This window comes from Pseudomonas putida (assembly GCF_026625125.1).
GTDB lineage: Bacteria > Pseudomonadota > Gammaproteobacteria > Pseudomonadales > Pseudomonadaceae > Aquipseudomonas > Aquipseudomonas putida_X.
The window spans coordinates 3,684,094-3,707,040 of sequence record NZ_CP113097.1; the positions used below are offsets into that span (position 1 = coordinate 3,684,094).

Consider the following 22,947-nt stretch of genomic DNA (forward strand, 5'->3'; position numbering starts at 1 on the left):
AATACCATCACTCTGGCAGATGCCGTAGAGCATGTAGTGCGATCTAACCAAATCCCAGGATGCTTCGTTGGGAAATCTCTCTTGGATGTTTCTGCCGTAGAATGATGGAAAGCAAATAGCATACTTACGGCCTGCAGGCAGAGCTTATTTGATATTGAAAACAAGTGAAAGCAAACTGACACCAAGCGCTTCAATCCGTGGGAAACTGGGCGCTGGCCGCCAAACATGAAGGCAGCCAAGGCTAGCTACAAAGAGGCCCTACGACTGCGCCCGATTCAGCACCGCGCCGAGAAGAAGCGCCTCGCGGCCTGACCTTCCAGCGCTGCCCGCCCGCGCATCAGTGCGCGGTTGGCATGGTTCCGAATGAGGTCTGCCTGACTAAAGCGACATCAACGTGATAGTTGGAAAAGTCACTTGCAGGAGCGTCGGTGCGCAAAGTGGCACTCAGCGCGACATCCTGAACTTTTTTCAGCTCATGAAGAATGCTTGAGAACTGGTGCTCATGGACAAGTATCAGCAGGACGCAGTTCACGTCTCCCTGGAATGCCCTCTGCAGGTCGTTTAGGTCAAAAGCCAGCCCGACTCCACGCTTGTAAGCATCCACGAGATCTCTAGTTGATGCGACATCCAGCTTTGGTGCCGCGGTGGACCCGGGGCGCTGTTTTACCCTGGTCTGGGTAATCACATGGCCACACATCTGTAAAAACAACGACTCGTACCACTCCACAGCGCTCTCCTCTAAAAAAGCGCGTCATCTTTACCTTAGTTCCAGCAATTGCGCCACCTCGATGCTGCAAGGCTGGCCCCTACTGAACTACGGCGCTTTTTCCCAGAGCACGTAGCATTGAGCTGCCCAGCACGCCCCAGTCTCACCAATTGAGATGTTGTCCCAGGAGCTCGAGCGCGACATCCCGAGCCTGCACGCTCACCTCAGCATTCCAACCTTTGGTCGCGTTCCAGTAATTGCATGATCCCGCAGTGGAGCAATCACGCCAGCACATGACATCGCCCTGCTCGATCTGGGCAGTCGACTGCAACTCAATGACGGTGTACGCGCTCTGCGCCTCCACCCAAATCGCGATCCGATCCTGGTTGATCCTCTCAACCACCCCAATCGTCAGCACTCCGCGTCTCTCCATAGAAGTCATGTGCAGCGTCAAATGAAACGACCTCACAATGCCGCTACCTGGAAGAACCGCCTAATCGTGGATCACTCTAAACGCTTAAACGCCTCGGTCCCAATGGTATGCGATAGCCAGCGCGGTGAATGCCAATACCGATTCGGCAACCAGGAATACGCCGTAGAAATTTTCTGAAAACATGACTGAATCTCTAAGATGCCACATAGCCCTGTGCTCTGCGGGAATGGCTCAGAGCCATCAGATTTTGCAAAAGTTCAGAGATTACGCGGCGCTGCCGGCCAGCTCATAAAAGAAAACGCCGCCCAGAAAAAGGCGGCGTTAGCAGGTGCGGGCGCTCTAGGGCTTAAAGCCCTTGTCCTTACTACGATCGGGAGGGGTGATATCCCATAATTTGTCGCTCGCCTCTTGCTGCGTCTTGGCTTTCTTGTCCGCCCCGGATTCCCAGCATCCGCTGAGGGAAATTGCAGCAATGGCAACGATGGCTGCCTGGTTGATCGGGGTGACTTTTTCAGAGCGCATAGCTGCCGTCCTCCCGCTGTTTCAGGCCTTGGGTGTAATCGCGGTCAGCGAAGCCGTGGTGGCGACTGGTCGGCAGGTGGTGCACGTTGTCAGCAGGAAGCTCGACCTCATCCTCCCAGCGCTTCCCGTTGAGCCAGGTCGAGGCATGCGGGATGAACTGGCCGTTGTCCTTGGTCCACCCAGGAAGCTGCCGGTGCTTAGCCAGGGCGGCGACGATCTTGTCGAACAAGGCCTGGCTCACCTTGAGCTTCGCCCAGGCCTTCTCGGCTTTGTCCTTCCCGACCTTGCGTGGGTACAGCTTCCAGAACCGCGAAAACAGCTCGACCGAATCCACCGGCGCTGGCGTCGGGTTTAGGGAATCAGGAATCAAGAGAGAGGGAATCAGCAGGGAAAGAACTGTGCGAGTCTGGTGCTTGCACGGTGCTTTCCTCATGCTTTCCCTGGCATGCCTCTACGACAGGCATTTCAGGGATGGTGCTCTTGGCTTCCTTGACGTGTGGGTTCTGGTGCTTCGACCAGTTGATGAAACGCCTAAACCGAGAGAACGACCCGGGCATGCAATGCGCCCCGCCACCCCGGCGGTAATGGGACAGAACGATTCACTGAAGCACCTGGGCGACCGGGTGCTTTGGGAATCCACTGGAGGAACACAGGATGAACAAAGTCCTTCGCATCACCCTCGCCGGCGAGCGCGAGGTATTCGCCGACGCCGACTTAACGGACTGCATTCGCGAGGCGAACCGGATCAACTCGGAGCGCGGCTACACGAGCGGCGTGTGCGTTGTAGAGCTGGAAGACGGCCAGCGGATGACAGCCGCTGACTGCAAGGAGGCCGCATGATCCTGCGCGACCAGGGCTTCAAGTTCTGCATCAGCCCGGACAAGAAGCAGGGCCAGTGGCTGCACCCAACGGTGTTCAAGGTAATGCATCCCGACTGGACGGACGTCACGGAATGGCCGACCGATCAGCTGGCTGCCTACCTGATGCCGGAGCCCCAGCAGCAAGAACTGTTTGCAGCATGAAGATTTCACTGGCTGGCCTTGGCGACCGGGCCGGACGGGAAATCAACGTGTGACGTAACGAATTGGCCCAGCAATCAGACGCTGGGCCAAAAGGGTGAGTTAAAGCAATGCAGTGGACAGCATACCCAAGGCCCCTAGGACGAAGCCAATGAGCGCTCCCCGCCCTGGTGTCTCATGGAACAGAGACCACACAACTACGGGCTCGAGAAGCAACAAGGAGGTGACTGATACCACGGTGACGATCCAGATATCACCGACTGCAACGTATCCAAGCCAGTATGCCGCCAGTAGACAAATCCCCGCAAAACACATCAATGCCAAGGGGAAACTGATAGCTCCCCATGAAGCACTTCCTGTCTGAGCAAGTTTAGCGACTACCACCTCACTGTAGATTGCACAGAACTCACCAACCACCATTAATCCTAGAGCAGAAACTCCGAGTAGTTCTTTGGACATATCAAAAACTCCTTCGTATTCAGGGCAATATTTTTCCGCTCCCAGCTGGCAATGCCGCTCACCAGGATCTCGTTGCGTGAATACGAAGCAGCCTCGAATAGACCTGAATTACCGAAATACTGTCCCATGCGTATGTCCTTCAATGGAGGTGAGTCCCAGCATCAAACCAAGACACCGCTCAGATAATACGGCCCCTGAGCCATTCTGAACACAGCGATGCGTCAGTCTGACGTTAACTGCCCGATGCCCTGCTCCCCATCGCAGGGTTCATCGGAGATCGCTCGGCTGACAGCCCCGAGATAGCAGGGTGGCCACCTTTACCCGAGCCAGAGCGACGAACAACGCGGCGAAGACGGTTTACTCGCCAGCCAGATTCGAGCGATCTCCGATGCATCCCGCATCCCCTTCCCTTCACTTCGACCGCATTAGGCAGGCGCCAGGCCACCTTTCACGGTGGGTTTGGTCACCCGCGCCTGGCTCCTGGCCAATGCGGTCCTGAGGATCACCCAATGAGCGGAATGAGCGTTTCCGGCCAGATCATGATTCAAGAACCTGAAGCCGGCGGATTCTCGGCGCATGTCTACCCAACGCGCCTTGATGCCGCCATTCAGTTGCTGCGCGTGATGATTCGCCGCGCCGCTGACGCGGAGCAGGCCATGGCCCAAATCGAGAATGCCGTAGCTGAGCTAATCAGCGAGGAGCGACATGATTTGGATATGGAAATGGCAACCGAGCGCCGGCGCCGTGGAGATGAGCCATGAGCGGCTGGATCAAGTGCAGCGACAGACTGCCGGAGGAGATCAAGGCGGACTATCTGATCGTCTGCGAGTCCGGCGAAGTCGCGCTTTCCGAATACGTCTACGACGACACCGAAGGTTGGGGTTTCTGGTACGACCCGTACGCGACTCATTGGATGCCCCTGCCTACCCCACCCACCGAGTAACCCACCACCTGGAGGCGATCATACCCACCCAGCACGACCTCTATGCCGACAGCGCCCAGGCCCGGGCCTTGGATCGTCGTCTCTCTGGTGAGCAGGAAGTTCACTGGGCGGAAGGCGTTGGCCTATTCATCGAGGCGTTACTTGAGCGGCGCAAGCTGCAGGGCGTGCGCAACTCGCGGCTCATCACCAACGACTCTGGTCTGCGCATGAGCTGGGAAATGCTTAGGAACCGCTTCAGCGAAGCGCGAGACAGGGCCGCTCGGGAGCTGAGCGCCGATGGCAACACTGACCTGGCGACTAAGGTTCGGCAGTTCCAGTTTCGCGATATCCGACCGAAGGCTGCTTCCGAAATCGAGGACATCAGCCACGCGAGCAGGCTGCTTGGCCACTCGAAGGAGGAGATCACGAAGCGGGTGTATCGCCGAGTCGGCGAGGTGGTCAGCCCGACCAAGTAAAGGCCCGATGCGGAAACGATACCCAATAATGCGGAAACGATAGGGTTTTCTATCGCCCAAAGAAAAACCCCGCAGACGTTAATCTGCGGGGCTTTCGAATGTGGAGGCCGAGGTCGGAATCGAACCGGCGTAGACGGATTTGCAATCCGGAGCATAACCACTTTGCTACTCGGCCTCAAAGTTCGGATCTAGTTGCTTACGCTTCTATCTCCTTGAAACGTAGAACCTTTTTCAAAGTTTGCTGCGTTTCGATGGGCGCCATTATGTCTGCATTCATTCAACCTTGCAACCCCCTGAACAGAAAAAATATTCAAGAGGTTCAAGGTGTTAGCGCAAGCGGCCAAGTTTGCTCCACAACCCTACCACGGCGTTCTCCACCGCACCGCTCGCCGCCATGCCGATTCGCTCCTGAAGGCTTTTGCGTTCGGCATAGTGCACATGGAACAGGTTGGCGTTGCGAGCGCGCTCGCTGAGGTACTCGTCGCTGGTCTGCAACTGGTCCACCAGCTTGCGATTCAGCGCGGCGACACCCAGCCAGACTTCGCCGGTGGCCACTTCGTCGATGTGCAACTGCGGGCGGTAGCGGGCGACGAAATCCTTGAAGAGCTGGTGGGTAATGTCCAGGTCTTCCTGGAACTTCTCGCGCCCCTTATCGGTGTTCTCGCCGAACACGGTCAGGGTGCGCTTGTACTCACCGGCAGTCAGCACTTCGAAATCGATATTGTGCTTCTTCAGCAGGCGGTTGACGTTGGGCAACTGCGCCACCACGCCGATTGAACCGAGCACGGCAAACGGCGCGCTGACGATTTTCTCGCCGATACAGGCCATCATGTAACCACCGCTGGCGGCCACCTTGTCGATGCACACGGTCAGCGGAATGCCGGCCTGGCGGATGCGCGCCAGCTGCGAGGCCGCAAGGCCGTAGCTGTGCACCAGGCCACCACCGCTTTCCAGGCGCAGTACCACCTCGTCACGCGGCGTGGCGAGGGTCAGCAGTGCCGTGATTTCGTTGCGCAGGCTTTCGGTGGCGGACGCCTTGATGTCGCCATCGAAGTCGAGCACGAACACCCGGCCTTTCTCTTCGACCTTGACTTTCTTCTGCTGTTTTTCCGCTTTGGCCTGCTGCTTGCGCAGGGCCTTGAGCTGGGCCTTGTCGAGCAGGCCGGATTCCAGACGCTCGCGCAACTCTTTGTAGAACTCGTTTAGGCGGGTAACCTGCAACTGCCCGCCAGCCTTGCGCCGCCCCTTGCCGCGCAAGCCGGCGATGGCAGACAGCACCACCAGGATGGCAATCACCAGGGTGGCGGTTTTAGCGAGAAAGCTTGCGTATTCGGCAAGAAACTCCACGTTGACTCCTTATGAACCTGCGCCTGTACGGCGCGAAACTTTAGCAAGCATACCGGTGCGCCCGTGGCGCTGCCAGCTGCGGTAAACGCTGGCAACACAGTTCAAACGACCTTTTCAAACGCTTGTATGTTTTTTCGTTGACAGCCTGTGTGGCGCATCCTAACCTCGCAGCAACCTTCAAGCGGCCGGATACCTTCGTGGGCAACCTCTACCTCATCCGACATGGCCAAGCCTCATTCGGCGCAGACGACTATGACGTGCTGTCGCCGGTGGGCATGCGGCAAAGCCAGGCACTGGGTGAGCACCTTGCCCGGCTGGACCTGCGCCTGGACCGATGCGTGGCGGGTGACCTGCGCCGCCAGCAAGACACTGCGCGGCTGGCGCTGGAGGCGTTGCACGCCAATGGCTGCGCAGTGCCCGCCATTGAGACCGACCCTGCGTTCAATGAGTTCGATGCCGACGGTGTTATCCGTGCCCTGCTGCCCGGCTTGCTGGCCGAAGAGCCACAGGCCCTGCACATCCTGCGCAATGGCGCGCAGAACCGCAGCGAATTCCAGCGCCTGTTCGCCGTGATGGTGCAGCGCTGGCACGACGGCGAACATGCCGACGACGGCCTGGAAACCTGGCAAGCGTTCACCGCGCGAGTCCAGGTTGGTTTGCAACGTGTGCTGGACAGCGCCGGCAGTGGCGACAACATCGCGGTGTTCACCTCAGGAGGCACCATTGCCGCCCTGCTTCACCTGACTACTGGAATTACCCCCAGCCAGGCCTTCTCGCTGAACTGGCAGATCATCAACACGTCGCTCAGCCAGCTGAAGTTCCGCGGCCGCGACGTGGCACTGGCTTCCTTCAACAACCAGGCCCACGTGCAGTTGTTGAAGGTGCCGGAGCTCATTACCTACAGATGAGCCCGGCCTGTTGTGTCCCGATCAGGGACGTAAATCACTCAATAAGGAATACGCCATGACCTCCGTAGCTGATGCCGTGAAAAAGATGCAAGAGAAGTTCAATCCGTCTGCAGCCGAAGGCCTGGACCTGGTGTTCGGCTTCGACATCACCGACGAAGACAAGAAATACGCCCTGATCGTCAAGGACGGTACCTGCGACCTGCAGGAAGGCGAGAACCCTAACGCCAACTGCACCCTGGTGATGGACAGCGACACCCTCAAGGGCATCGTCAGCGGCGAGACCGACGGCATGCAGGCGTTCATGAGCGGCAAGCTTCGCGTTGAAGGCGACATGATGCTGTCGATGAAACTCAGCGAGCTGTTCCCTTCCTGAGTGATGGGCGCACCGCGCGAGACGAAAACCGAAGCCAGACCGGCTTCGGTTTTTTTTTGCCCGCCGTGGCGTATTCGGTGCAGTGATCGGCCGGCAACACGCAAACCTATAGGGCACCTGGCACGCTTGTTCCAATGCCTCGAGGCCATTAGATTAGCCAATAATCCTTGCGATAGATAATAAGGTAAACGCATGACGCTCACCGATCAGTCCACTCAGGTACGCCCCGGCGAAGAACTCGACGCGGCCGTCATCGATCCTTACCTGAAGGCCAATATCGCCGGCCTTGAGGGCACACCACGCATCAGCCAGTTCCCCGGGGGAGCCTCCAACCTGACCTATCTGGTGGCTTACCCAGGCCGTGAGTTCGTGCTGCGGCGCCCGCCTTTCGGCCAGAAAGCCAAGTCGGCCCACGACATGGGCCGTGAGTTCCGCATCCTCAACCAGCTCAACAGCGGCTTTCCTTATTGCCCCAAGGCCTACGCCCACTGCACCGATGAAACGGTGATCGGCGCCGAGTTCTATGTGATGGAGCGGGTGAACGGCATCATCCTGCGTTCGGACATTCCCGCCGAACTGAACCTGGATGCCAGCCGTACCGAGGCCCTCTGCAAAAGCTTCATCGACCGCCTGGTAGAGCTGCATCAAGTCGACTACCAGGCCTGCGGCCTCGCCGACCTGGGCAAGCCTGAGGGCTACGTGCAGCGCCAGATCGAAGGCTGGACCAGCCGCTACGAAAAAGCCCTGACACCCGATGCGCCGCGTTGGGAGCAGGTCATTGCCTGGCTGCGCGAAAAGATGCCGGCCGACCACCCTCGCCCAGGCATCGTGCACAACGACTACCGCTTCGACAACGTGATCCTCGATGCCGATAACCCCATGCGCATCATTGGCGTACTGGACTGGGAGATGGCCACCATCGGCGACCCACTGATGGACTTGGGCAACAGCCTGGCCTACTGGATCGAGGCGAGCGACCCGGCGCCGGTGCAACTGATGCGGCGCCAGCCGAGCAATGCCCAGGGCATGCTGACCCGCCGCCAGTTCGTCGATTACTACGCCGAGCGTGCGGGCATCCGCCTGGACAACTTCGATTACTACTATTGCTATGGCCTGTTCCGCCTGGCGGGCATCGTGCAGCAGATCTACTACCGCTTCTACCACGGCCAGACCCAGGACAAGCGCTTCGCCCAGTTCATTCACATGAACCGGCTGCTGGAGCAGATGAGCCTGCAGGTAATAGCCAAGTCCACGCTCTGACGACAGACAACAAGGAAAACAGCATGTCCAAGACCCACCTGTTCGACCTCGATGGCAAGATCGCTTTCGTCTCCGGCGCCAGCCGCGGCATTGGCGAGGCCATCGCGCACCTGCTGGCCCAGCAAGGTGCTCATGTGATCGTTTCCAGCCGCAAGCTCGAGGGCTGCCAGCAGGTGGCCGATGCGATCATCGCCGCAGGCGGCAAGGCCACCGCAGTGGCCTGCCACATCGGCGAACTGGAACAGATCCAGCAGGTTTTCGCCGGTATCCGCGAACAGTTCGGCCGCCTGGACGTGCTGGTCAACAACGCCGCCACCAACCCGCAGTTCTGCAACGTGCTGGACACCGACGCGGGCGCCTTTCAGAAGACCGTCGACGTCAATATCCGTGGCTATTTCTTCATGTCTGTCGAAGCCGGCAAGCTGATGCGGGAAAACGGCGGCGGCAGCATCATCAACGTGGCGTCGATCAATGGGGTTTCGCCAGGGCATTTCCAGGGGATCTACTCGGTGACCAAGGCTGCGGTGATCAACATGACCAAGGTCTTCGCCAAGGAGTGCGCGCAGTTCGGCATCCGCTGCAATGCCTTGCTGCCTGGCCTGACCGACACAAAGTTCGCCTCGGCGCTGGTGAAAAACGACGCCATCCTCAACGCCGCACTGCAGCAGATTCCGCTCAAACGCGTGGCCGACCCCAAGGAAATGGCCGGCGCCGTGCTGTACCTGGCCAGCGATGCCTCCAGTTACACCACCGGTACAGCGCTTAATGTCGACGGAGGCTACCTGTCCTGATCAGGCCTTGATCGCCTGCAGGGTGTAACTCAGCGGCAAGCGCTCAGGCCCCAGACGCAGGCGCCATTCGCCGTCGGCGCTTTTGTCCATCTGGCCGGGTAATGCCTCCCAGGGGATGCTCTGGTGCTCGACCAGTGCCGTCAGTTGCAGCCCTTGCGCCAGCAGGGCACTGACGACTTCGCCCAGACCATGGTTCCACTCATGGGTTTCGGTCTGGGTGAGGCGTTGATCGCTGTCGACGTAAGTCTGGTCGCTGTGCCAAACCGTCGGCGCTTCGTGCTCGAAGTAGGAATATTCCAATTGCAGCCGGTCCTGATGGTCTTCATTGACGGCCATCAGCATCGGGTGGCCATCGCGCAGAAACAGCCGACCGCCAGGCTTGAGCAAGGCCGCCACTGCCCGGGCCCAAGGCTCGATGCGCGGTAGCCAGCACAATGCACCGATTCCGGTGTAGACCAGGTCGAAGGTGCCTGCCTGCAGTACCTGATCGGCCTCATAGACATCGGCTTCTACGTAGTCGATGGCTATGTTGCAACGCCCGGCAAGGCGCCGCGCCTGCATCAGCGAAGCTGCCGAATAATCCAGCCCGCACACCAGCGCGCCCAAGCGCGCCAGCGACAAGGTGTCGGTGCCGATATGGCATTGCAGGTGAGCGGTGCGCAGGCCCTGAATATCGCCAAGGCGTGGCAGGTCGAAGCGTACGGTCTGGGAAAGGTGCGCCGGCTGCTGGACCAGCTGCTCGACCTCGTAGTCCTTCGAGGCAGCATGCAGCGGCGCGCGCTCATCCCAGCTGGCGCGGTTGAGTTGATGCGATCGGTCCATGCTGTACGTCCTTGTCGTTTGAGTTGCGGCCATCGGGACCTTGCCAAGCGTGCCCACGCCGGCGCCGGCAAAGCCCCTAATCCGGCAAGCGTTACAGGCAGGTAGCCGCCGCCGCCCGCCGCTGCAGGGCCACGCCGTCATTCTTCTGCGCGTAGTAATCCACCCGCGTGCCGCCCGCTTGAGGATAGACATCCACGAACGACTCCGCTTCGCGGGTATACACCGTCAGCCCACCTTGCTTGCGCGGCTGCAGATAGCCGCTGGCGTCGTCCCCGAACACATCCTCTTTCTGCCAACTGAACTGGATGCACTGGGCCACCAACTCCGGCGCCTTTTGCGAATCGAGCTGGGCAGTCGGCTTGCCACCACGGGCCGTATCCATGGTCGCTGAAGCACAACCGACCAATACCAGCGCCGCAGCCATCGGCAGAATTGCTCGCATGTTCCATCCTCGGGACAAAAAGAAGGCGACTCTAGCACTGCGCAGCATCGCGAGTGAATTGTCGGATGGGGGCTGTTGTCGCAGATAAGGCATGCCATCTCAGGAGATTGAAATGAAAGTCCCTCGCCTTTTGCCTTCGCTGCTACTCGCCACCCTGCCCTGCCTGCCAATGATGGCGTCAGCCGCACCCTCGGCTCAAGAGAGCGTCACCGCACCAGAAACCCATAACCGCGAACTCAAAGTGGGCGACAAGGCCCCCGACCAGTACAAGCGCGAAGAAGCAGCCGTGGCCGACTGGAAAGCCAAGGGCCTGCCAGCACCGGAGAAAGAAAGCCACTGGGTACGCATGGGCGACCACTATGTGCTGGTGCAGATCACCAATGGCGTGGTGCTGGCCATCCACCCGGCGTCCTGACTCAACTGGCAGCGGTCAACGCCGCCATGTACACCGTGTTGCGCCCGGCTGCCTTGGCCTGATACAGCGCCGCGTCAGCCTGGGCAAGCAGGCTCGCGGTGGTGTCGTGCGGGCCAGGCACGCCGCACCACAGCCCCACACTGAAGCGCAGCGTGATCTGGTCCCCGGCGAAGTGCGCCGGGCTGAGGGCAATGGCCTCCCTCAGGCCCTGCAGAGCAGCCATCGCGCCATTACGATCGGCTTGCGGCAACAGCAGCAGGAACTCCTCCCCCCCATAGCGGCCCAGACTGTCGCGGTGACGCAGGCGCTGCTCCAACTGCCGAACGCAATGGCATAACACCTCGTCCCCGGCCAGGTGCCCGTACAGGTCATTGATTCGCTTGAAATGGTCGAGGTCGATCATCGCCACGGCCAAGCTGCTGCGCTCGCCACGAGCGCGGTCCAACTCGACGGCAAAGCGCTCGAGAATCGCCCGACGGTTATAGGTGCCCGTCAGCACATCGCGCAAGGCCAGTTGCTTCAACCGCGATTCGCTGCGTTCCTTGGCCATCAGCACCAGGCCAATGGAGTACATCATCACCGTTACCGTACCGATAGCGACGGAAATGCTCTGCTTGAGGTTACTGCTGTCGTAGCGCATTTCCACGGCAGTGCCATTGATCACTGCCAACGCCCGCATGCCCAGCCCCACCAGGCTGACAAGGGCGCCAATCTGAAGCAACAGGTGCGCCCTGCCCGGCCGCTCCACGTGGCGCCGCACCCAGTACAGGATCAGCGTGCACTGCAGCATCAGCACCAGCGTCGCCAGCAGCATGCGCGGCTCCACGGTGTCGAGCAGCAGCATCAGGCCCACCAACATGCAGACGGGAATGATGAAGACCTGCCGCCAGGGCACAGCCTGCTCGCGCACGCGAAACAGGCTGGCCGAATAGAAAGCCAGGGCCAATGAAAGCAGGCTGTTACCCACCCCATAGCTGAGCCACAGCGGGGCGTGACCATAGACGGTGTAGCAAACGTAGGCCAATGCATGGGCGAGCAAGCCGCAAGCGGTGAGCCAGAGGTTGTCGTGGCGATTGGACCGGCCGACCAGCAACAGGCAGAACGCCAGGATGGTCGCGACCAGTGCAACGGCGGCGAACAGCGTGGGTGTATGGGCGATCATCATGATTCACCGTGTGGCAGATGGCCGTCTTCTTTGCGGCCTGTGCGCAAGTCTAAGCGCCCAGCCACACCCGAGCCATGACCGAGCGGGACAGAACAGCTGCCGGCAAGCACGCCATTGATCGTCACCGCAGCAAAAAATTGTCCGCTCAGGAAACCAAACGGATCGATCACAGTCTCAGCATGTGCCCCGTAAACCTAAGCGGATCAAGGACCTATATCGTGATGACCCGCCTTGCAAGTTTTTCTCTGATCGCCACTTTTCTATTGGTTGCCGGCTGCCACCATCATCACTACCACGATGACGAGGGTGGATGGCGCGACGGCGACCGTGATCACCGTCACCATCAGCGGCATGACCGAGACGATGATGATCGCCGCTACCGTGACCCCAACTACCGTTGACACCACTTTGCACCCCATTCTTAACCTGATGAATTTCCGAGGCTCCCTATCATGCGTCTGACTTTGCCTTCCCTTGCCCTTGGCCTGATGCTGTGCCAAGGCGCTTTCGCCGGTGACGGTACTGCCGCCATTGGCGGTGGCCTGGGTGGCGTCCTGGGTAATGTCGTCGGCCAACAGCTCGGTGGCAGCACGGGTGCAGCAGTCGGCGCAGGCCTTGGCGGCGCCGCGGGCAGCGCGGTGGCGGCGCGCAAAGGCAATCGCACCGAAGCCGCCATCGGCGGCGGCCTGGGCTCGGCGGGCGGCTCGCTGTTGGGCGGCAAGGTCGGCGGCTCGGCCGGCTCGACCATCGGCGCCGGCCTGGGCGGCGCGGCAGGTGGCGCCATTGGCAACCACCTGGGTGACAACAACGGCAAGAAGCATCGCCGGCACCGTCACTGATTCAGCACAGCCTTTGCGGGGCCGGCTTGCCGGCTCCTGCTTTCCGGGCCTCATCGCTCCCGCAAGCTCCAGCGCCTGAACAAGGCAGCCCCCTCCACGCTGACCCTCATCAACACCCTCTTCACCACAAGCTGCCACACTGAATGCTACTGTCTTTCGTGCCCCCTTGAGTGAAGGAACACCCCCGCCCCATGAACCAGGAACTGCTCTGGGTCCTCGGCCTGTTGGCTGTCGTCATCGTGCTCTTCGTCATCAACCGACCACGCATGGACGTCGTCGCGCTGATGGTGATTCTCGCCCTGCCCCTGTCGGGCATCCTCACCGTGCAGCAGGCCTTGGCCGGCTTCAGCGACCCCAACGTGGTATTGATCGCAGCCTTGTTCGTGATCGGCGAAGGGCTGGTGCGGACCGGCATCGCTTACCGCATCGGCGAATGGATGAGCGACCGGGCCGGCAATAGCGAGGCACGCCTGCTGGTGTTGCTGATGGTATCGGTGGCCGGGCTGGGCTCGGTGATGAGTTCGACTGGCGTGGTCGCGATCTTTATCCCGGTGGTGTTGAGCATCGCCGCACGTCTGCAGATTTCGCCCAGCCGCCTGATGATGCCGCTGAGCTTTGCAGGCCTGATCAGCGGCATGCTCAGCCTGGTGGCCACACCGCCCAACGTGGTGGTGCACAGCGAGCTGGTGCGCCACGGCGAGCAAGGTTTCAGCTTCTTCAGCTTCACGCCCTTCGGCCTGGTGGTGCTGGTGCTGGGGATCGGCTACATGCTGCTGACACGCCACTGGCTCAATGGCGAAATACGCAAGGACGGCCGAGTGGAAAGCCGCCGCACCCTGCTCGACCTGGTACTGGACTACAAGCTCAACGGCCGGGAGCGGCGCCTGCGTATTCGCCCGCGCTCCCCGCTGATCGGCCATACCCTCGGGGAGTTGGAGCTGCGCACCCGGCATGGCGCCAACGTGATCGGCATCGAACGCCAGCACAAATTCACCACCAGGGTGATCGCAGCCGATTCGAGCACCGTCCTGCAGCAGGGTGATGTGCTGCTGCTCGACCTGTTCGCCAATCGCGACGACCTGCGCAACCTGTGCCATACCATGCAGCTGGAACCGTTGCACTTCAAGGCCGCGTATTTCATCGACCAGTCCCAGGAGCTGGGCATGGCCGAAGTGTCCCTGCCGCCCGGCTCGCAACTGGTCGGTAAAAGTATCCTGAGCCTCGCCTTTCGTACCCGCTACGGCCTTAACGTGGTGGGCTTGCGCCGTGAGCAGAAAGCGATCGACGAGCGCCTGGTAGAAGAGCCCCTGCGCCTGGGCGACACGCTGCTGGTTGTCGGCCCGTGGAAGGCGGTGCGCCAGTTGCAAAGCCAGCCAAAGGACTTCCTGGTACTGAGCTTGCCTGCCGAAATCGACCAAGTGGCACCGGCCCGTACCCGCGCACCCTATGCCCTGATCAGCCTGGCGGTGATGGTCGGGCTGATGGTCAGCGGCGTGGTACCCAATGTGATCGCCGCGTTGATCGGCTGCCTATTGATGGGGGCCGGGCGTTGCATCGATATGAACAGCGCCTACCGCGCCGTTCACTGGCCAAGCCTGATATTGATCGTCGGCATGCTGCCCTTCGCCCAGGCGCTGCAGCAAACTGGGGGCATCGACCTGGCAGTGGGCGGGCTGGTCAGCCTGTTGGGCGACGCCGGGCCGATCGCCATGCTCGTCTGCCTGTTCATGGTCACAGCGGTGATCGGCCTGTTCATCTCCAATACGGCGACCGCAGTACTGATGGCACCCGTGGCGATCAGCACCGCGGCCCAGCTCGGCCTGTCGCCGTATCCGTTCGCCATGATCGTGGCCCTGGCCGCATCGGCGGCGTTCATGACCCCGGTTTCCTCGCCGGTGAATACCCTGGTGCTCGGCCCGGGCCAGTACCGCTTCGCCGACTTCGTCAAGGTTGGTGTGCCCTTCACTGTGCTGGTGATGCTGGTAGCGGTGGTAATGGTGCCGTGGTTCTACGGTCTATGAAGCGAGAGGTTATTGGCCGTTATCCTGCGCGATCGCGGCAGATTGACATGAAGCGGCCGCTGGAAACACACTGACACGTTATCGCTCCAGGTGCCCTAGGCCGTTGCCCTGGATTTCGTCTCCGCTTGTCGGTCGAGCCTATGGTTTATTCAGCCAAATCGCGCGTGTTGCCCTATGTGGCTCTGTTCGGCCTGACCTTCGCCCTGGCCCTGGGCGGTATCCTGGCGCGGCCGATCGAGTCCTTGTCGTTGTTCTGGCCCGTCAATGCGGTACTGACCGGCGTGCTCTTGCGCTACCCGCGCCAGGCCACCCTGCTGGGGTTCACGTTGGTCTGGCTGGGCATGGTCACCGCCGACCTGGCCTGCGGCAGCGGCTGGCCGCCAGCGCTGTGGCTCAACCTGTGCAACCTGAGCGTCATAGTGACCGTGTGGCTACTGCTGTCACGCTTGCCGCGCCTGCACCGGCGCATGCGCAGCCCGCGTGGGGTGCTCAGTGTATTCGGCGCCTGCGCGGCCGGTGCCACAGTGGCGGCGAGCCTGGCCTGTGCCATGGCTACACCCTGGTTCGAGCAATCGGTGCGCGCCACCTGGCTGGCCTGGTTCAGCGAACAATTCTCGACGGCGGTGCTGCTCCTGCCGGTACTACTGACGGCACCCTCCACACGGGCACTGGTGCGCAGCAGCGCCCAGGCGGTAGCCATGGCGCCTCTATTGGTGCTGCTGGCCTCGCTGGCCTTCAGCATCGCCTTCGGCGGGCCAGGCGCGATTGCCTTCCCGATCGCGGCACTGCTGTGGTGTGCATGGACCTACTCACCGTTTCTGGTTTCGCTGCTGACCCTGATTGCCGGGAGCACGCTGATCGTCGCGGTGGCGCAGAACCTGATGCACTTCAGCGTGCCGCAAAGCGAGCTTGGGGTCACCACACTGATGTCGGCTCGCCTGGGCATCGCCATGCTGATACTTGGGCCACTGGTGGTCGCCTGTGTCAGCCAGACCAATCGCAGCCTGCTCGCGCGCCTGGCGCATCAGGCCACCATCGATCACCTGACCGGCGCGCTGACCCGCAGCGCCTTCAGCCGCCGCGCCAACGCCCTGCTCGACAGCCGGCAAAAACATGCACAGGCGCTACCGCTGACCTTGATGATGCTCGATATCGACCACTTCAAGTCGATCAACGACCGCCACGGCCACGGCGTGGGCGATCAAGTGCTTCGCCTGTTCGCCCGGACCCTGCAAGACCAGTTGCACGGTGGCGAGCTGCTGGCGCGCATGGGCGGTGAGGAGTTTGTGGTACTGCTGCCAGGCCTGGCACCGGAGCGCGCCAGCTTCACCGCCGAACGCCTGCGCAGAGCAGTCCAGGACCTGCACCTGGCACAGGGCGACGGGCGCCTGCAGATCACCGTCAGTATCGGCCTGGACGGTTGCGCCGGGCACGAGCCGGCGCCGAACCTGGACGACCTGCTGGCCCGTGCGGACCAGGCGCTGTACCGCGCCAAGGCCTACGGCCGCAATCGTGTCGAAGTGGCGAAGGCGCAGCGCCAGGTGATTTGACTTAGCCTATCAGCAAGTCCCAGGACAGCTTGGCGATCAGCACGCACAGCAAGACCAGGAACAGCCCGCGCACAAAGCCTGCGCCCTTGCGCACGGCCAGCCAGGTCCCGGTCAGCGCTCCAAGCACGTTGCATGCGGCCATGGGCAAAGCAATGGCATACAGCACATTGCCCGAGGGCACGAAGAACACCAGCGCCGCGAGGTTGGTGGCGATGTTGACCACCTTGGCCGATGCCGAAGCGTGCAGGAAGTCCAACGCGAAAAAGCGAATGAACAGGAAGATCAGGAAGCTGCCGGTACCCGGCCCGAACAGGCCGTCGTAGAAACCGATGGCGCCGCCGATCAGTACCGCCAGGCATTGCTCCTTGCGGCCGATCTTTGCCGGTGCGTGCAAGGTGCCGAAATCTTTCTTGCAAAAGGTGTAGATCGCCATCAGCACGATCAGCACCAGCACGGCTGGTCGCATCACGCTGGGCGGCACCAGCGACACCGTGGCGGCCCCTGCAAACGACATGATGAACGCACTGAGCGCCGCCGGCACGATCAACCCCCAGTCCAGGGTGACCTTGCGAATGAACGAGCGCGCCGCGAACGCCGTGCCGCATACCGATGCCAGTTTGTTGCTGCCCAGCAAGGCCGCAGGTTGCGCCGTGGGCAGTACATTGAACAGTGCCGGAATCTGAATGAGCCCACCACCTCCGACCGCAGCATCGATGAGGCCGGCGGCAAAAGCGAACAGGGAGAGTACGGCGATATCCATGATGGCGCGGGTTCCAGGCAGTGAAAGCAGACTGCAAGGCTAATCAAAACGGCGCGCCTGTGTTGAAATGCCATATTGCGAAAACTGCAACCAGGAGACACCCATGGCATTGGACATGCTGCGCGAAATCCAGGCGTTCGTCAGCGTCGCGCATAAACGCAGCTTCGTCGCCGCTGCACGCGCCCTGGGCCGCTCGCCCAGCGCCGTTACACGGGCGGTGCAGGCCCTGGAAGACAACACCGGGTGCAAGTTGCTCAACCGCAACGCCAACGCGGTGACCCTGACCGATGCCGGCGAGCGACTACTCCCCCATGCCGAGCGCTTGCTTGATGTGCAACGTGATGCCGCGGATGAATTGGCCGCACTCAGTGGCAGCGCCCAAGGCTGGATCCGCTTCGGCGTGCCGCAACTGCTTGGCGAACACGTGCTGCCGGCTGTGCTGGCGGCGTTTTCCCAGCGCCACCCACAGGTAACGCTGGACGTGCACTACCGTGACGAGGCGCTCGACCCATTGCTGGGCAAGCTTGATTTCGTGGTGCGCGGCGCGTTTCCACAATCAAGCGAGCTGATCGGTTATCCACTGTGGCGCTACCAGCGCCATCTGTATGCCAGCCCGGACTATCTGGCGCGCCATGGCATGCCCAAGCGGCCAGAGGATCTGGCTGACCATTCCCTGATCCTGCATACCGCCCCGCGCATTCTCAAGGCCTGGCACTTTTACCGCGACGGCCGAATTACCAGCCTGCGCCCCCATCCAAGGCTGCGACTGAGCTCAGGCGATGCGGTCTATCACAGTACGCTGGCCGGTGCCGGCATTGCCCGCTTGGCCGACTGGGTGGGCGAAGCACAAGTCAGCGCCGGCCGTTTGGTACGTGTTTGCGCTGATTACCGGCTGACATCCAGTAACGGCCAAGACCCGCAAATGCACGCCGTGTATCCTGCCGGCGGGTTGCCAGCGCGGGTCCGTGAGCTGCTGCTGGCACTGCGCGAGGCAGGCAATGGGGGCAGCCGGCAGGCACGCTGACATCTGTTCAAAATCTGCTCAATTCAACAGAAGCCGCAAACGGCTTGGCTTACAGCATTTTATCCACAGACCTACCCACGTTTTTTGTGGACAGATTTCCCCGCGTAAAGAAGGACTTATCGCACGCGCAGCAGTGCTGCATTCGCCGCCTTGACCAGTTCGATCCACTCAACAGCACTGATCACGCCAGATTGTTCCAGCGCATCGGCACTGCGCAACGCCTGGTCGTATTCGTTTTCTTCGAGAATACCTGCGGCCAGGAAACGGCTACGCCACTCCAGCAGCGCTGAAGGGTCCTTCTTGCATTCCATCTATCTATCGACTCCCAGGTAAAAGGCCGGCCCACTGCCGCGACTCATTATGACGCGAGCGGGAGAGTACACGAGGCCTTATCACTTGAGAATGACTTGCAGCTACCGCCAGTCTAACGGTATACCAAGGACCACTGCCGTGGCGGCACGACGCGGGCCCGCACGAGAAAATAGCCGGGCCGCAGGGAACGGTGTCAGCCGGGGGGGATGGTGCCCAGCAGGCCTACCAAAAGGGTCAGCAGCAGAAAACCACCCAGAAACAGCGCGAGCTTGCCCATCAGAACCTCTTCAACGTGATAGCGGGAATGAAGGCATTGTCGGCGCAGAGCTGATATGGATACAGAGTCAGGTCGGATGAAAAAAAGCGTATCAGATGCGCTCGCGGTCACCGCGACGCAGATACGCGCCCGGTCGACCGTGATCGCCAAGGTGGCAGTGGGTTCGTAGGCGTTCACAAGAGCGAGTTCGACCTGCCCGCCCCCGCACAATTGCAACTTTAAGTTTCAGCGCAGACTGGCCAGCCTGCCAACACCATCGTGCCTACTTGAACGGCTTGGTCATCGCCGGCTCAGCAATTACGGGCATCCGCCGCACGTCTGATCTACACGAATAGAAACAGCCCCTCGTTAATTTGTAGGAAGTTTTCCCCTCGGCTGTAGGCCGCATCTTGCTGCTGAGTATGTGCTGTATGAAACCTCAGTTTCCGCTGCGATATCGAACTGCTAGGGTCCATTTTTCCTACAACGGCACGGAAGCCTTCAGCATGAGGGAAACATGGACCAGTTCAATACTTCTGGCCTGGGTCTGCAAAAATGCCTGCTCGCATTACGCAAAGAGCGGGATCTTCTGAAAGCACAGGGCAAAGATGAGGAGGCGCAACGGCTTACGCGTAAAATCGCGGGGATGGAGGCGACGCTGGCAGGGATGCCCCTGGAGATGAGGCCGGTGACACTGCAGTAGCGTACTGTCCGTGTGCCAATGCTCGCTCGTCACCAGTGCGGGCTGGATATCGAGCGCCGCCCGCGCGGCGCTCGATACTTGAGTGGGTGGCGGACAGCTTTGGCCGCGTGGCCATCGACCCCTAGTTTTTGGCGCAGCGGGTGCTGGAGACCCCAGCACTAGAAATCCACTTTGCCCCGCCCCGCCTTGACATTGCTCCGCCTGGCTTTGCCTTCCAGGCGACGGGTCTTCGAACCAAGGGTCGGCTTGGTGGGACGGCGTTTCTTCTCGGTCTTGCCGGCATTGATGATCAACTCGGCAAGGCGCGCCAGTGCGTCAGCACGGTTCTGCTCCTGCGTGCGGTACTGCTGCCCTTTGATGATCAACACCCCCTCGCCGGTGATGCGGCTGTCACGCAGCGCCAGCAACCGTTCTTTGTAGAAGTCGGGTAACGAAGAGGCCGGGATGTCAAAGCGCAGGTGCACGGCGCTGGATACCTTGTTGACATTCTGCCCACCCGCGCCCTGCGCACGGATGTAGGTCAGTTCGATTTCGGCATCCGGTATCTGTACGTTGTTGGAGATGGTCAGCATGATCAGGCCCTTGCAAGTGCCCCCGATTATCGCAGGGTTCGCCGCTGCCCCATAGAAGACCTTGGATACAGGATAGGTGCCGGTCGGTACAGTCAGCCCGTTTATGCAGCCCTGTAGCTGATCACCGCCGGCACATGCCGCCGCCAATCCCTATGGATCAAAACAGCGAAAGCGGGTAGTTGAAGATCAAACGATTTTCATTGAAGCTTGTGTTGGTGCCCCAACCCCGACGCAACGTCGAGTTACGCCATTTGATATTCAAATCCTTGAGCGCGCCAGCCTGGAACACATAAGCCAGCTCGGTCTCCCGGCCCCACTCCTTGACGCCCGACTCCCCGCCCACACGAATACCGCTACCTTTGATATAGCGGTTCATAAGCACCAGGCCCGGAATACCCACAGCCACGAAATTGTAATCGTGGCGCACCTGCCAGGAGCGCTCGTTGGCATTTTCGTAGCTGGAGCTGAAGCTGTCGTTGGCCAATGAGCCACCCGACGTACCGTTGACTTTCATCCAGCCATCTGCACCGGAAACCTTCTGCAAGCCGATGTAGAAGGTATTCGCGCCGTACGTCGCTGAGAACAACCCGGACCAAGTCCGATTGTCGAGATTCCCCGCCAGCGCCTGCCCGTCTTCCTTGCCCGTGTACCATTGAAGGTTGGCACCCAGCGTCCATTTACCAATGGGCTGGCTGTGTGTGACCTGTATCATCTGCTGGCGGTAGATATCCTTCAGCTCGGCCCCCCACCCGCCGAGCATCGTCCGTTTATCATTGAACGTATACTCGCCGCCGACAAAGTTGAAGCGATCGGAAGTGACACCTGGCTTCTGCGCAAGGAACATATCCTCCATGCTCGCATCATTTCGTGGGCTGTTGGCACGGAACTGGCCGCCATACAGGGTAAGGTTCTCGATTTCTCGAGAAGTGACTTGCGCACCTTTGAACGTCTGCGGTAATGATCGTCCGTCATCTGAACGCAAGATAGGCAGTGTCGGCATCCATTCGCCAACCTTCAACTCTGTAGCCGAGATTCGCGCTTTTCCAGCAATCGCCAGGCGCCCATAATCATCGGCCGCGCGACCATCGTCATGAATGGGAAGCAACTGTGTGCCAGGCGTGCCACGGCCACCGTCAAGTTTCACAGCGTAGAGCCCCATGGCGTCCACACCAAAACCTACCAGGCCTTGGGTGAAGCCGGATTTATAGTTCAATATGAACGCTTGGCTCCACGCCTCTGCCTTGCTTTGGCCAGCCGAGTCACTGACATAATTACGATTGATATAATAATTACGCAGGCTCAACCCAGCAGACGAATCTTCTATAAATCCGGACTCAGCCGCTGCCTGCGCGCTGATGGCAGCACTCAGCAGCGGCACGACGAAAAACACGTTTGCATGGTTGAATTGTTGTACGGATGCGCGGATTTTCACTTTTATTATTTCCATCACAGACATTTGATATGAACGCAACCCTTCACGCTGAATACGCATTCAACGAGTTTTCATAAGCGCCTCTTCTTTATTCTTTGAATAATGCAAGCCTGCATGGCTGCAGGCTTCGTGCTGCGCCCTCCCTGCGCAGCACGTGGATCACAGCTGCCGCGCGGTGGTTGCGACTTCCAGCAGTCCACGACGGCCGAGGCTGTCAATCAATGAGCGCAGGCCGAACTCCCACTGCGGTGCCAGATCGCTGGTGGTCACCCGATTGGACAGGGAACCCAGTTGCGCGCTGCTGATGGTCACCACATCGCCCCGCTTGTGGGTGAAACCGCTGCCGGGCTGATCACGGTCCTGCTTGGGGGCAAACAGCGTACCGAGGAACAGCACCAGGCCGTCGGGATACTGGTGGTTTTCGTTCAGGGTCTGCTTTACCAAATCCTCCGGGTCGCGGCTGATCTGGCGCATGGAACTGCGCCCAGAGAGAATGAAACCGTCCTCCCCTTCTACCTTCAGGTCGACTTCAGCGTTGCGTACATCGTCCAGGCTGAAGGTTTCGTCGAACAAGCGCAGCAGAGGCCCCAGCGCGGTGGAAGCATTGTTGTCTTTGGCCTTCGACAGGAGCAACGCGCTACGGCCTTCGAAGTCTCGCAGATTGACGTCGTTGCCGAGCATGGCGCCTTTGATGCTGCCCTCACTCGACACCGCCAACACCACTTCGGGTTCTGGGTTGTTCCAGCTCGAGCCGGGGTGGATGCCGATCTCAGCGCCGTGACCGACCGCCGACAGCGGCTGGGCCTTGGTGAACACTTCAGCATCTGGGCCAATCCCCACTTCAAGGTACTGTGACCACAGGCCCTGCTCCGTCAAGACCTTGCGCAGCGCCTCGGCCTGGGCAGAACCTGGTACGACCTGCGACAGATCAGCGCCGATGCGGCTGACCAGGTTGGCCCGCACCGCATCAGCCTTGGCCGGGTCGCCTTTGGCTTGTTCTTCCACAACACGCTCCAGCAGGCTGGTCGCGAATGTCACGCCTGCAGCCTTGACCGCTTGCAGGTCTATGGGGGCCAGCAGCCACGGCTGGCGGGGGTCACGGCGAACCGAATCACTGTTGGCCAGCAACGGCTCCAGTTCGGCCAATGGTTCAGCCAGCGGTATACCCCGTAGGTAGGCCACCGGGTCGGCCTCCTCCAACAGGGCTGAGACGGTCGCTACATAGCGGCTGATGTCGTATACGGCGCCGGCCTTGACCAGCACCACCGCAGGCCCCTGCTCCGGTAGCCAGACACGCCCCACCCAGCTGCCAGTTTCAAATACGCTGGCGCTGTGGCGCAATGGTCGTGGCGCGCCGTCATTCAATCGTTCGGTCATCTGTTTACCCTTACTGTATCCGTCGAAAAGAGGCGTAGGCT

The 22,947-nt window shown here is 60.5% G+C and carries 30 protein-coding genes, 1 tRNA gene and 1 pseudogene; 16 read left to right on the forward strand and 16 right to left on the reverse strand.

Features of this window, described 5'->3' with window-relative positions; genetic code table 11:
- Positions 1–337: 337 nt before the first annotated feature.
- The 4 genes from OSW16_RS16945 to OSW16_RS16960 form a co-directional block, all read right to left on the reverse strand.
- Positions 338–727, reverse strand: coding sequence for a hypothetical protein (locus tag OSW16_RS16945; protein ID WP_267817025.1), 390 nt, complete (start codon positions 725–727; stop codon positions 338–340).
- 142 nt (positions 728–869) lie between these two features.
- Complete coding sequence (locus OSW16_RS16950) at positions 870–1,124, reverse strand: hypothetical protein (RefSeq protein ID WP_267817027.1); 255 nt, start codon at positions 1,122–1,124, stop codon at positions 870–872.
- Between the two features lie 354 nt (positions 1,125–1,478).
- Complete coding sequence (locus OSW16_RS16955; RefSeq protein ID WP_267817029.1) at positions 1,479–1,661, reverse strand: hypothetical protein; 183 nt, start codon at positions 1,659–1,661, stop codon at positions 1,479–1,481.
- On the reverse strand, positions 1,651–2,031 hold the full coding sequence (locus OSW16_RS16960) for a hypothetical protein (protein WP_267817031.1): 381 nt from the start codon (positions 2,029–2,031) through the stop codon (positions 1,651–1,653). The genes OSW16_RS16955 and OSW16_RS16960 overlap by 11 nt, the downstream gene beginning before the upstream one ends.
- A 284-nt stretch (positions 2,032–2,315) precedes the next feature.
- Between OSW16_RS16960 and OSW16_RS16965 the strand changes: the two genes are divergently transcribed.
- Positions 2,316–2,501 (forward strand): hypothetical protein, encoded by a 186-nt coding sequence (locus tag OSW16_RS16965; RefSeq protein WP_267817033.1) that lies wholly within the window; start codon positions 2,316–2,318, stop codon positions 2,499–2,501.
- Positions 2,498–2,683 (forward strand): hypothetical protein, encoded by a 186-nt coding sequence (locus tag OSW16_RS16970; RefSeq protein ID WP_267817035.1) that lies wholly within the window; start codon positions 2,498–2,500, stop codon positions 2,681–2,683. Before OSW16_RS16965 ends, OSW16_RS16970 begins: the two co-directional genes overlap by 4 nt.
- A gap of 99 nt (positions 2,684–2,782) precedes the next feature.
- Here the strand turns inward: OSW16_RS16970 and OSW16_RS16975 are convergent, their stop codons facing one another.
- The gene (locus OSW16_RS16975) at positions 2,783–3,139 is read right to left on the reverse strand and encodes a hypothetical protein (protein WP_155773851.1); all 357 of its coding nucleotides are present in this window, start codon (positions 3,137–3,139) and stop codon (positions 2,783–2,785) included.
- Positions 3,140–3,648: 509 nt separating this feature from the next.
- On the opposite strand from OSW16_RS16975, the gene OSW16_RS16980 reads away from it, so the two are divergent.
- The 3 genes and pseudogenes from OSW16_RS16980 to OSW16_RS16990 form a co-directional block, all read left to right on the forward strand.
- Entirely contained in the window at positions 3,649–3,900 is a 252-nt protein-coding gene (locus tag OSW16_RS16980) for a hypothetical protein (protein WP_267817039.1), read from the forward strand.
- Entirely contained in the window at positions 3,897–4,082 is a 186-nt protein-coding gene (locus OSW16_RS16985) for a DUF551 domain-containing protein (RefSeq protein ID WP_267817041.1), read from the forward strand. The genes OSW16_RS16980 and OSW16_RS16985 overlap by 4 nt, the downstream gene beginning before the upstream one ends.
- 113 nt (positions 4,083–4,195) lie before the next feature.
- Positions 4,196–4,537, forward strand: a pseudogene (locus OSW16_RS16990) (integrase); the annotation flags it as partial.
- 101 nt (positions 4,538–4,638) lie between these two features.
- On the opposite strand, the gene OSW16_RS16995 reads toward OSW16_RS16990, so the two are convergent.
- Positions 4,639–4,712 (reverse strand) — tRNA-Cys (locus OSW16_RS16995).
- Positions 4,713–4,864: 152 nt separating this feature from the next.
- On the reverse strand, positions 4,865–5,884 hold the full coding sequence (gene sohB / locus OSW16_RS17000) for a protease SohB (protein WP_267817043.1): 1,020 nt from the start codon (positions 5,882–5,884) through the stop codon (positions 4,865–4,867).
- Positions 5,885–6,081: 197 nt separating this feature from the next.
- Between sohB and OSW16_RS17005 the strand changes: the two genes are divergently transcribed.
- The 4 genes from OSW16_RS17005 to OSW16_RS17020 all read left to right on the forward strand — a co-directional run bounded on the left by OSW16_RS17005 (position 6,082) and on the right by OSW16_RS17020 (position 9,216).
- Complete coding sequence (locus tag OSW16_RS17005) at positions 6,082–6,792, forward strand: histidine phosphatase family protein (protein WP_267817045.1); 711 nt, start codon at positions 6,082–6,084, stop codon at positions 6,790–6,792.
- A gap of 55 nt (positions 6,793–6,847) precedes the next feature.
- Positions 6,848–7,165, forward strand: coding sequence for an SCP2 sterol-binding domain-containing protein (locus OSW16_RS17010; protein ID WP_241805356.1), 318 nt, complete (start codon positions 6,848–6,850; stop codon positions 7,163–7,165).
- 192 nt (positions 7,166–7,357) lie between these two features.
- Entirely contained in the window at positions 7,358–8,425 is a 1,068-nt protein-coding gene (locus tag OSW16_RS17015; protein WP_267817047.1) for a phosphotransferase family protein, read from the forward strand.
- A gap of 23 nt (positions 8,426–8,448) precedes the next feature.
- Complete coding sequence (locus OSW16_RS17020) at positions 8,449–9,216, forward strand: SDR family oxidoreductase (RefSeq protein WP_267817049.1); 768 nt, start codon at positions 8,449–8,451, stop codon at positions 9,214–9,216.
- On the opposite strand, the gene OSW16_RS17025 is transcribed toward OSW16_RS17020, so the two are convergent.
- Together OSW16_RS17025 and OSW16_RS17030 are read right to left on the reverse strand one after the other, a co-directional pair.
- Entirely contained in the window at positions 9,217–10,038 is an 822-nt protein-coding gene (locus OSW16_RS17025) for a class I SAM-dependent methyltransferase (RefSeq protein ID WP_267817051.1), read from the reverse strand.
- Between the two features lie 91 nt (positions 10,039–10,129).
- Positions 10,130–10,480 carry a hypothetical protein gene (locus tag OSW16_RS17030; protein ID WP_267817053.1) on the reverse strand — a complete coding sequence of 117 codons (351 nt, stop codon included), beginning with the start codon at positions 10,478–10,480 and terminating at the stop codon, positions 10,130–10,132.
- A gap of 112 nt (positions 10,481–10,592) precedes the next feature.
- Between OSW16_RS17030 and OSW16_RS17035 the strand changes: the two genes are divergently transcribed.
- On the forward strand, positions 10,593–10,895 hold the full coding sequence (locus OSW16_RS17035) for an RcnB family protein (protein ID WP_267817055.1): 303 nt from the start codon (positions 10,593–10,595) through the stop codon (positions 10,893–10,895).
- Position 10,896: 1 nt separating this feature from the next.
- Here OSW16_RS17035 and OSW16_RS17040 read toward each other — a convergent pair whose 3' ends face one another.
- Positions 10,897–12,057: a GGDEF domain-containing protein gene (locus OSW16_RS17040; protein WP_267824017.1), complete on the reverse strand. Its 1,161-nt coding sequence runs from the start codon at positions 12,055–12,057 to the stop codon at positions 10,897–10,899.
- Between the two features lie 224 nt (positions 12,058–12,281).
- Here OSW16_RS17040 and OSW16_RS17045 point away from each other — a divergent pair, with 224 nt between their 5' ends.
- The 4 genes from OSW16_RS17045 to OSW16_RS17060 all read left to right on the forward strand — a co-directional run bounded on the left by OSW16_RS17045 (position 12,282) and on the right by OSW16_RS17060 (position 16,470).
- Complete coding sequence (locus OSW16_RS17045; RefSeq protein WP_267824019.1) at positions 12,282–12,461, forward strand: hypothetical protein; 180 nt, start codon at positions 12,282–12,284, stop codon at positions 12,459–12,461.
- A gap of 51 nt (positions 12,462–12,512) precedes the next feature.
- Positions 12,513–12,899, forward strand: a complete 387-nt coding sequence (locus OSW16_RS17050; protein ID WP_267817057.1) for a glycine zipper domain-containing protein — start codon at positions 12,513–12,515, stop codon at positions 12,897–12,899.
- A 191-nt stretch (positions 12,900–13,090) separates the two neighbouring features.
- The gene (locus tag OSW16_RS17055) at positions 13,091–14,920 is read left to right on the forward strand and encodes an SLC13 family permease (protein WP_267817059.1); all 1,830 of its coding nucleotides are present in this window, start codon (positions 13,091–13,093) and stop codon (positions 14,918–14,920) included.
- Positions 14,921–15,045: 125 nt separating this feature from the next.
- Entirely contained in the window at positions 15,046–16,470 is a 1,425-nt protein-coding gene (locus tag OSW16_RS17060; protein ID WP_267817061.1) for a sensor domain-containing diguanylate cyclase, read from the forward strand.
- A 1-nt stretch (position 16,471) separates the two neighbouring features.
- Here the strand turns inward: OSW16_RS17060 and OSW16_RS17065 are convergent, their stop codons facing one another.
- Positions 16,472–17,233: a sulfite exporter TauE/SafE family protein gene (locus OSW16_RS17065; protein ID WP_241805454.1), complete on the reverse strand. Its 762-nt coding sequence runs from the start codon at positions 17,231–17,233 to the stop codon at positions 16,472–16,474.
- A 100-nt stretch (positions 17,234–17,333) separates the two neighbouring features.
- Here OSW16_RS17065 and OSW16_RS17070 point away from each other — a divergent pair, with 100 nt between their 5' ends.
- Positions 17,334–18,254 (forward strand): LysR family transcriptional regulator, encoded by a 921-nt coding sequence (locus OSW16_RS17070; protein ID WP_267817063.1) that lies wholly within the window; start codon positions 17,334–17,336, stop codon positions 18,252–18,254.
- Between the two features lie 116 nt (positions 18,255–18,370).
- Here the strand turns inward: OSW16_RS17070 and OSW16_RS17075 are convergent, their stop codons facing one another.
- Together OSW16_RS17075 and OSW16_RS17080 are read right to left on the reverse strand one after the other, a co-directional pair.
- Positions 18,371–18,565: a hypothetical protein gene (locus tag OSW16_RS17075; protein ID WP_196996614.1), complete on the reverse strand. Its 195-nt coding sequence runs from the start codon at positions 18,563–18,565 to the stop codon at positions 18,371–18,373.
- Positions 18,566–18,759: 194 nt separating this feature from the next.
- Positions 18,760–19,020: a hypothetical protein gene (locus tag OSW16_RS17080; RefSeq protein ID WP_267817067.1), complete on the reverse strand. Its 261-nt coding sequence runs from the start codon at positions 19,018–19,020 to the stop codon at positions 18,760–18,762.
- 319 nt (positions 19,021–19,339) lie between these two features.
- Here OSW16_RS17080 and OSW16_RS17085 point away from each other — a divergent pair, with 319 nt between their 5' ends.
- Complete coding sequence (locus OSW16_RS17085; RefSeq protein WP_241805367.1) at positions 19,340–19,525, forward strand: hypothetical protein; 186 nt, start codon at positions 19,340–19,342, stop codon at positions 19,523–19,525.
- A 158-nt stretch (positions 19,526–19,683) separates the two neighbouring features.
- Here the strand turns inward: OSW16_RS17085 and arfB are convergent, their stop codons facing one another.
- The 3 genes from arfB to OSW16_RS17100 form a co-directional block, all read right to left on the reverse strand.
- A complete protein-coding gene (gene arfB / locus OSW16_RS17090) occupies positions 19,684–20,097 on the reverse strand; it encodes an alternative ribosome rescue aminoacyl-tRNA hydrolase ArfB (RefSeq protein ID WP_267817069.1) in 414 nt (137 codons plus the stop codon).
- Between the two features lie 157 nt (positions 20,098–20,254).
- The gene (locus OSW16_RS17095; RefSeq protein ID WP_267824021.1) at positions 20,255–21,529 is read right to left on the reverse strand and encodes an OprD family porin; all 1,275 of its coding nucleotides are present in this window, start codon (positions 21,527–21,529) and stop codon (positions 20,255–20,257) included.
- A gap of 159 nt (positions 21,530–21,688) precedes the next feature.
- Complete coding sequence (locus OSW16_RS17100; RefSeq protein ID WP_267817071.1) at positions 21,689–22,906, reverse strand: fumarylacetoacetate hydrolase family protein; 1,218 nt, start codon at positions 22,904–22,906, stop codon at positions 21,689–21,691.
- Positions 22,907–22,947 lie beyond the last annotated feature (41 nt).

Coding starts and splice junctions, on each gene's coding strand:
- OSW16_RS16955 (WP_267817029.1), bottom strand. CDS start 1,661: ATGCGCTCTGAAAAAGTCACCCCGATCAACCAGGCAGCCATCGTTGCC.
- OSW16_RS16965 (WP_267817033.1), top strand. CDS start 2,316: ATGAACAAAGTCCTTCGCATCACCCTCGCCGGCGAGCGCGAGGTATTC.
- OSW16_RS16970 (WP_267817035.1), top strand. CDS start 2,498: ATGATCCTGCGCGACCAGGGCTTCAAGTTCTGCATCAGCCCGGACAAG.
- OSW16_RS16975 (WP_155773851.1), bottom strand. CDS start 3,139: ATGTCCAAAGAACTACTCGGAGTTTCTGCTCTAGGATTAATGGTGGTT.
- OSW16_RS16980 (WP_267817039.1), top strand. CDS start 3,649: ATGAGCGGAATGAGCGTTTCCGGCCAGATCATGATTCAAGAACCTGAA.
- OSW16_RS16985 (WP_267817041.1), top strand. CDS start 3,897: ATGAGCGGCTGGATCAAGTGCAGCGACAGACTGCCGGAGGAGATCAAG.
- OSW16_RS17010 (WP_241805356.1), top strand. CDS start 6,848: ATGACCTCCGTAGCTGATGCCGTGAAAAAGATGCAAGAGAAGTTCAAT.
- OSW16_RS17015 (WP_267817047.1), top strand. CDS start 7,358: ATGACGCTCACCGATCAGTCCACTCAGGTACGCCCCGGCGAAGAACTC.
- OSW16_RS17020 (WP_267817049.1), top strand. CDS start 8,449: ATGTCCAAGACCCACCTGTTCGACCTCGATGGCAAGATCGCTTTCGTC.
- OSW16_RS17025 (WP_267817051.1), bottom strand. CDS start 10,038: ATGGACCGATCGCATCAACTCAACCGCGCCAGCTGGGATGAGCGCGCG.
- OSW16_RS17030 (WP_267817053.1), bottom strand. CDS start 10,480: ATGCGAGCAATTCTGCCGATGGCTGCGGCGCTGGTATTGGTCGGTTGT.
- OSW16_RS17035 (WP_267817055.1), top strand. CDS start 10,593: ATGAAAGTCCCTCGCCTTTTGCCTTCGCTGCTACTCGCCACCCTGCCC.
- OSW16_RS17040 (WP_267824017.1), bottom strand. CDS start 12,057: ATGATCGCCCATACACCCACGCTGTTCGCCGCCGTTGCACTGGTCGCG.
- OSW16_RS17045 (WP_267824019.1), top strand. CDS start 12,282: ATGACCCGCCTTGCAAGTTTTTCTCTGATCGCCACTTTTCTATTGGTT.
- OSW16_RS17050 (WP_267817057.1), top strand. CDS start 12,513: ATGCGTCTGACTTTGCCTTCCCTTGCCCTTGGCCTGATGCTGTGCCAA.
- OSW16_RS17055 (WP_267817059.1), top strand. CDS start 13,091: ATGAACCAGGAACTGCTCTGGGTCCTCGGCCTGTTGGCTGTCGTCATC.
- OSW16_RS17070 (WP_267817063.1), top strand. CDS start 17,334: ATGGCATTGGACATGCTGCGCGAAATCCAGGCGTTCGTCAGCGTCGCG.
- OSW16_RS17075 (WP_196996614.1), bottom strand. CDS start 18,565: ATGGAATGCAAGAAGGACCCTTCAGCGCTGCTGGAGTGGCGTAGCCGT.
- OSW16_RS17085 (WP_241805367.1), top strand. CDS start 19,340: ATGGACCAGTTCAATACTTCTGGCCTGGGTCTGCAAAAATGCCTGCTC.
- arfB (WP_267817069.1), bottom strand. CDS start 20,097: ATGCTGACCATCTCCAACAACGTACAGATACCGGATGCCGAAATCGAA.
- OSW16_RS17100 (WP_267817071.1), bottom strand. CDS start 22,906: ATGACCGAACGATTGAATGACGGCGCGCCACGACCATTGCGCCACAGC.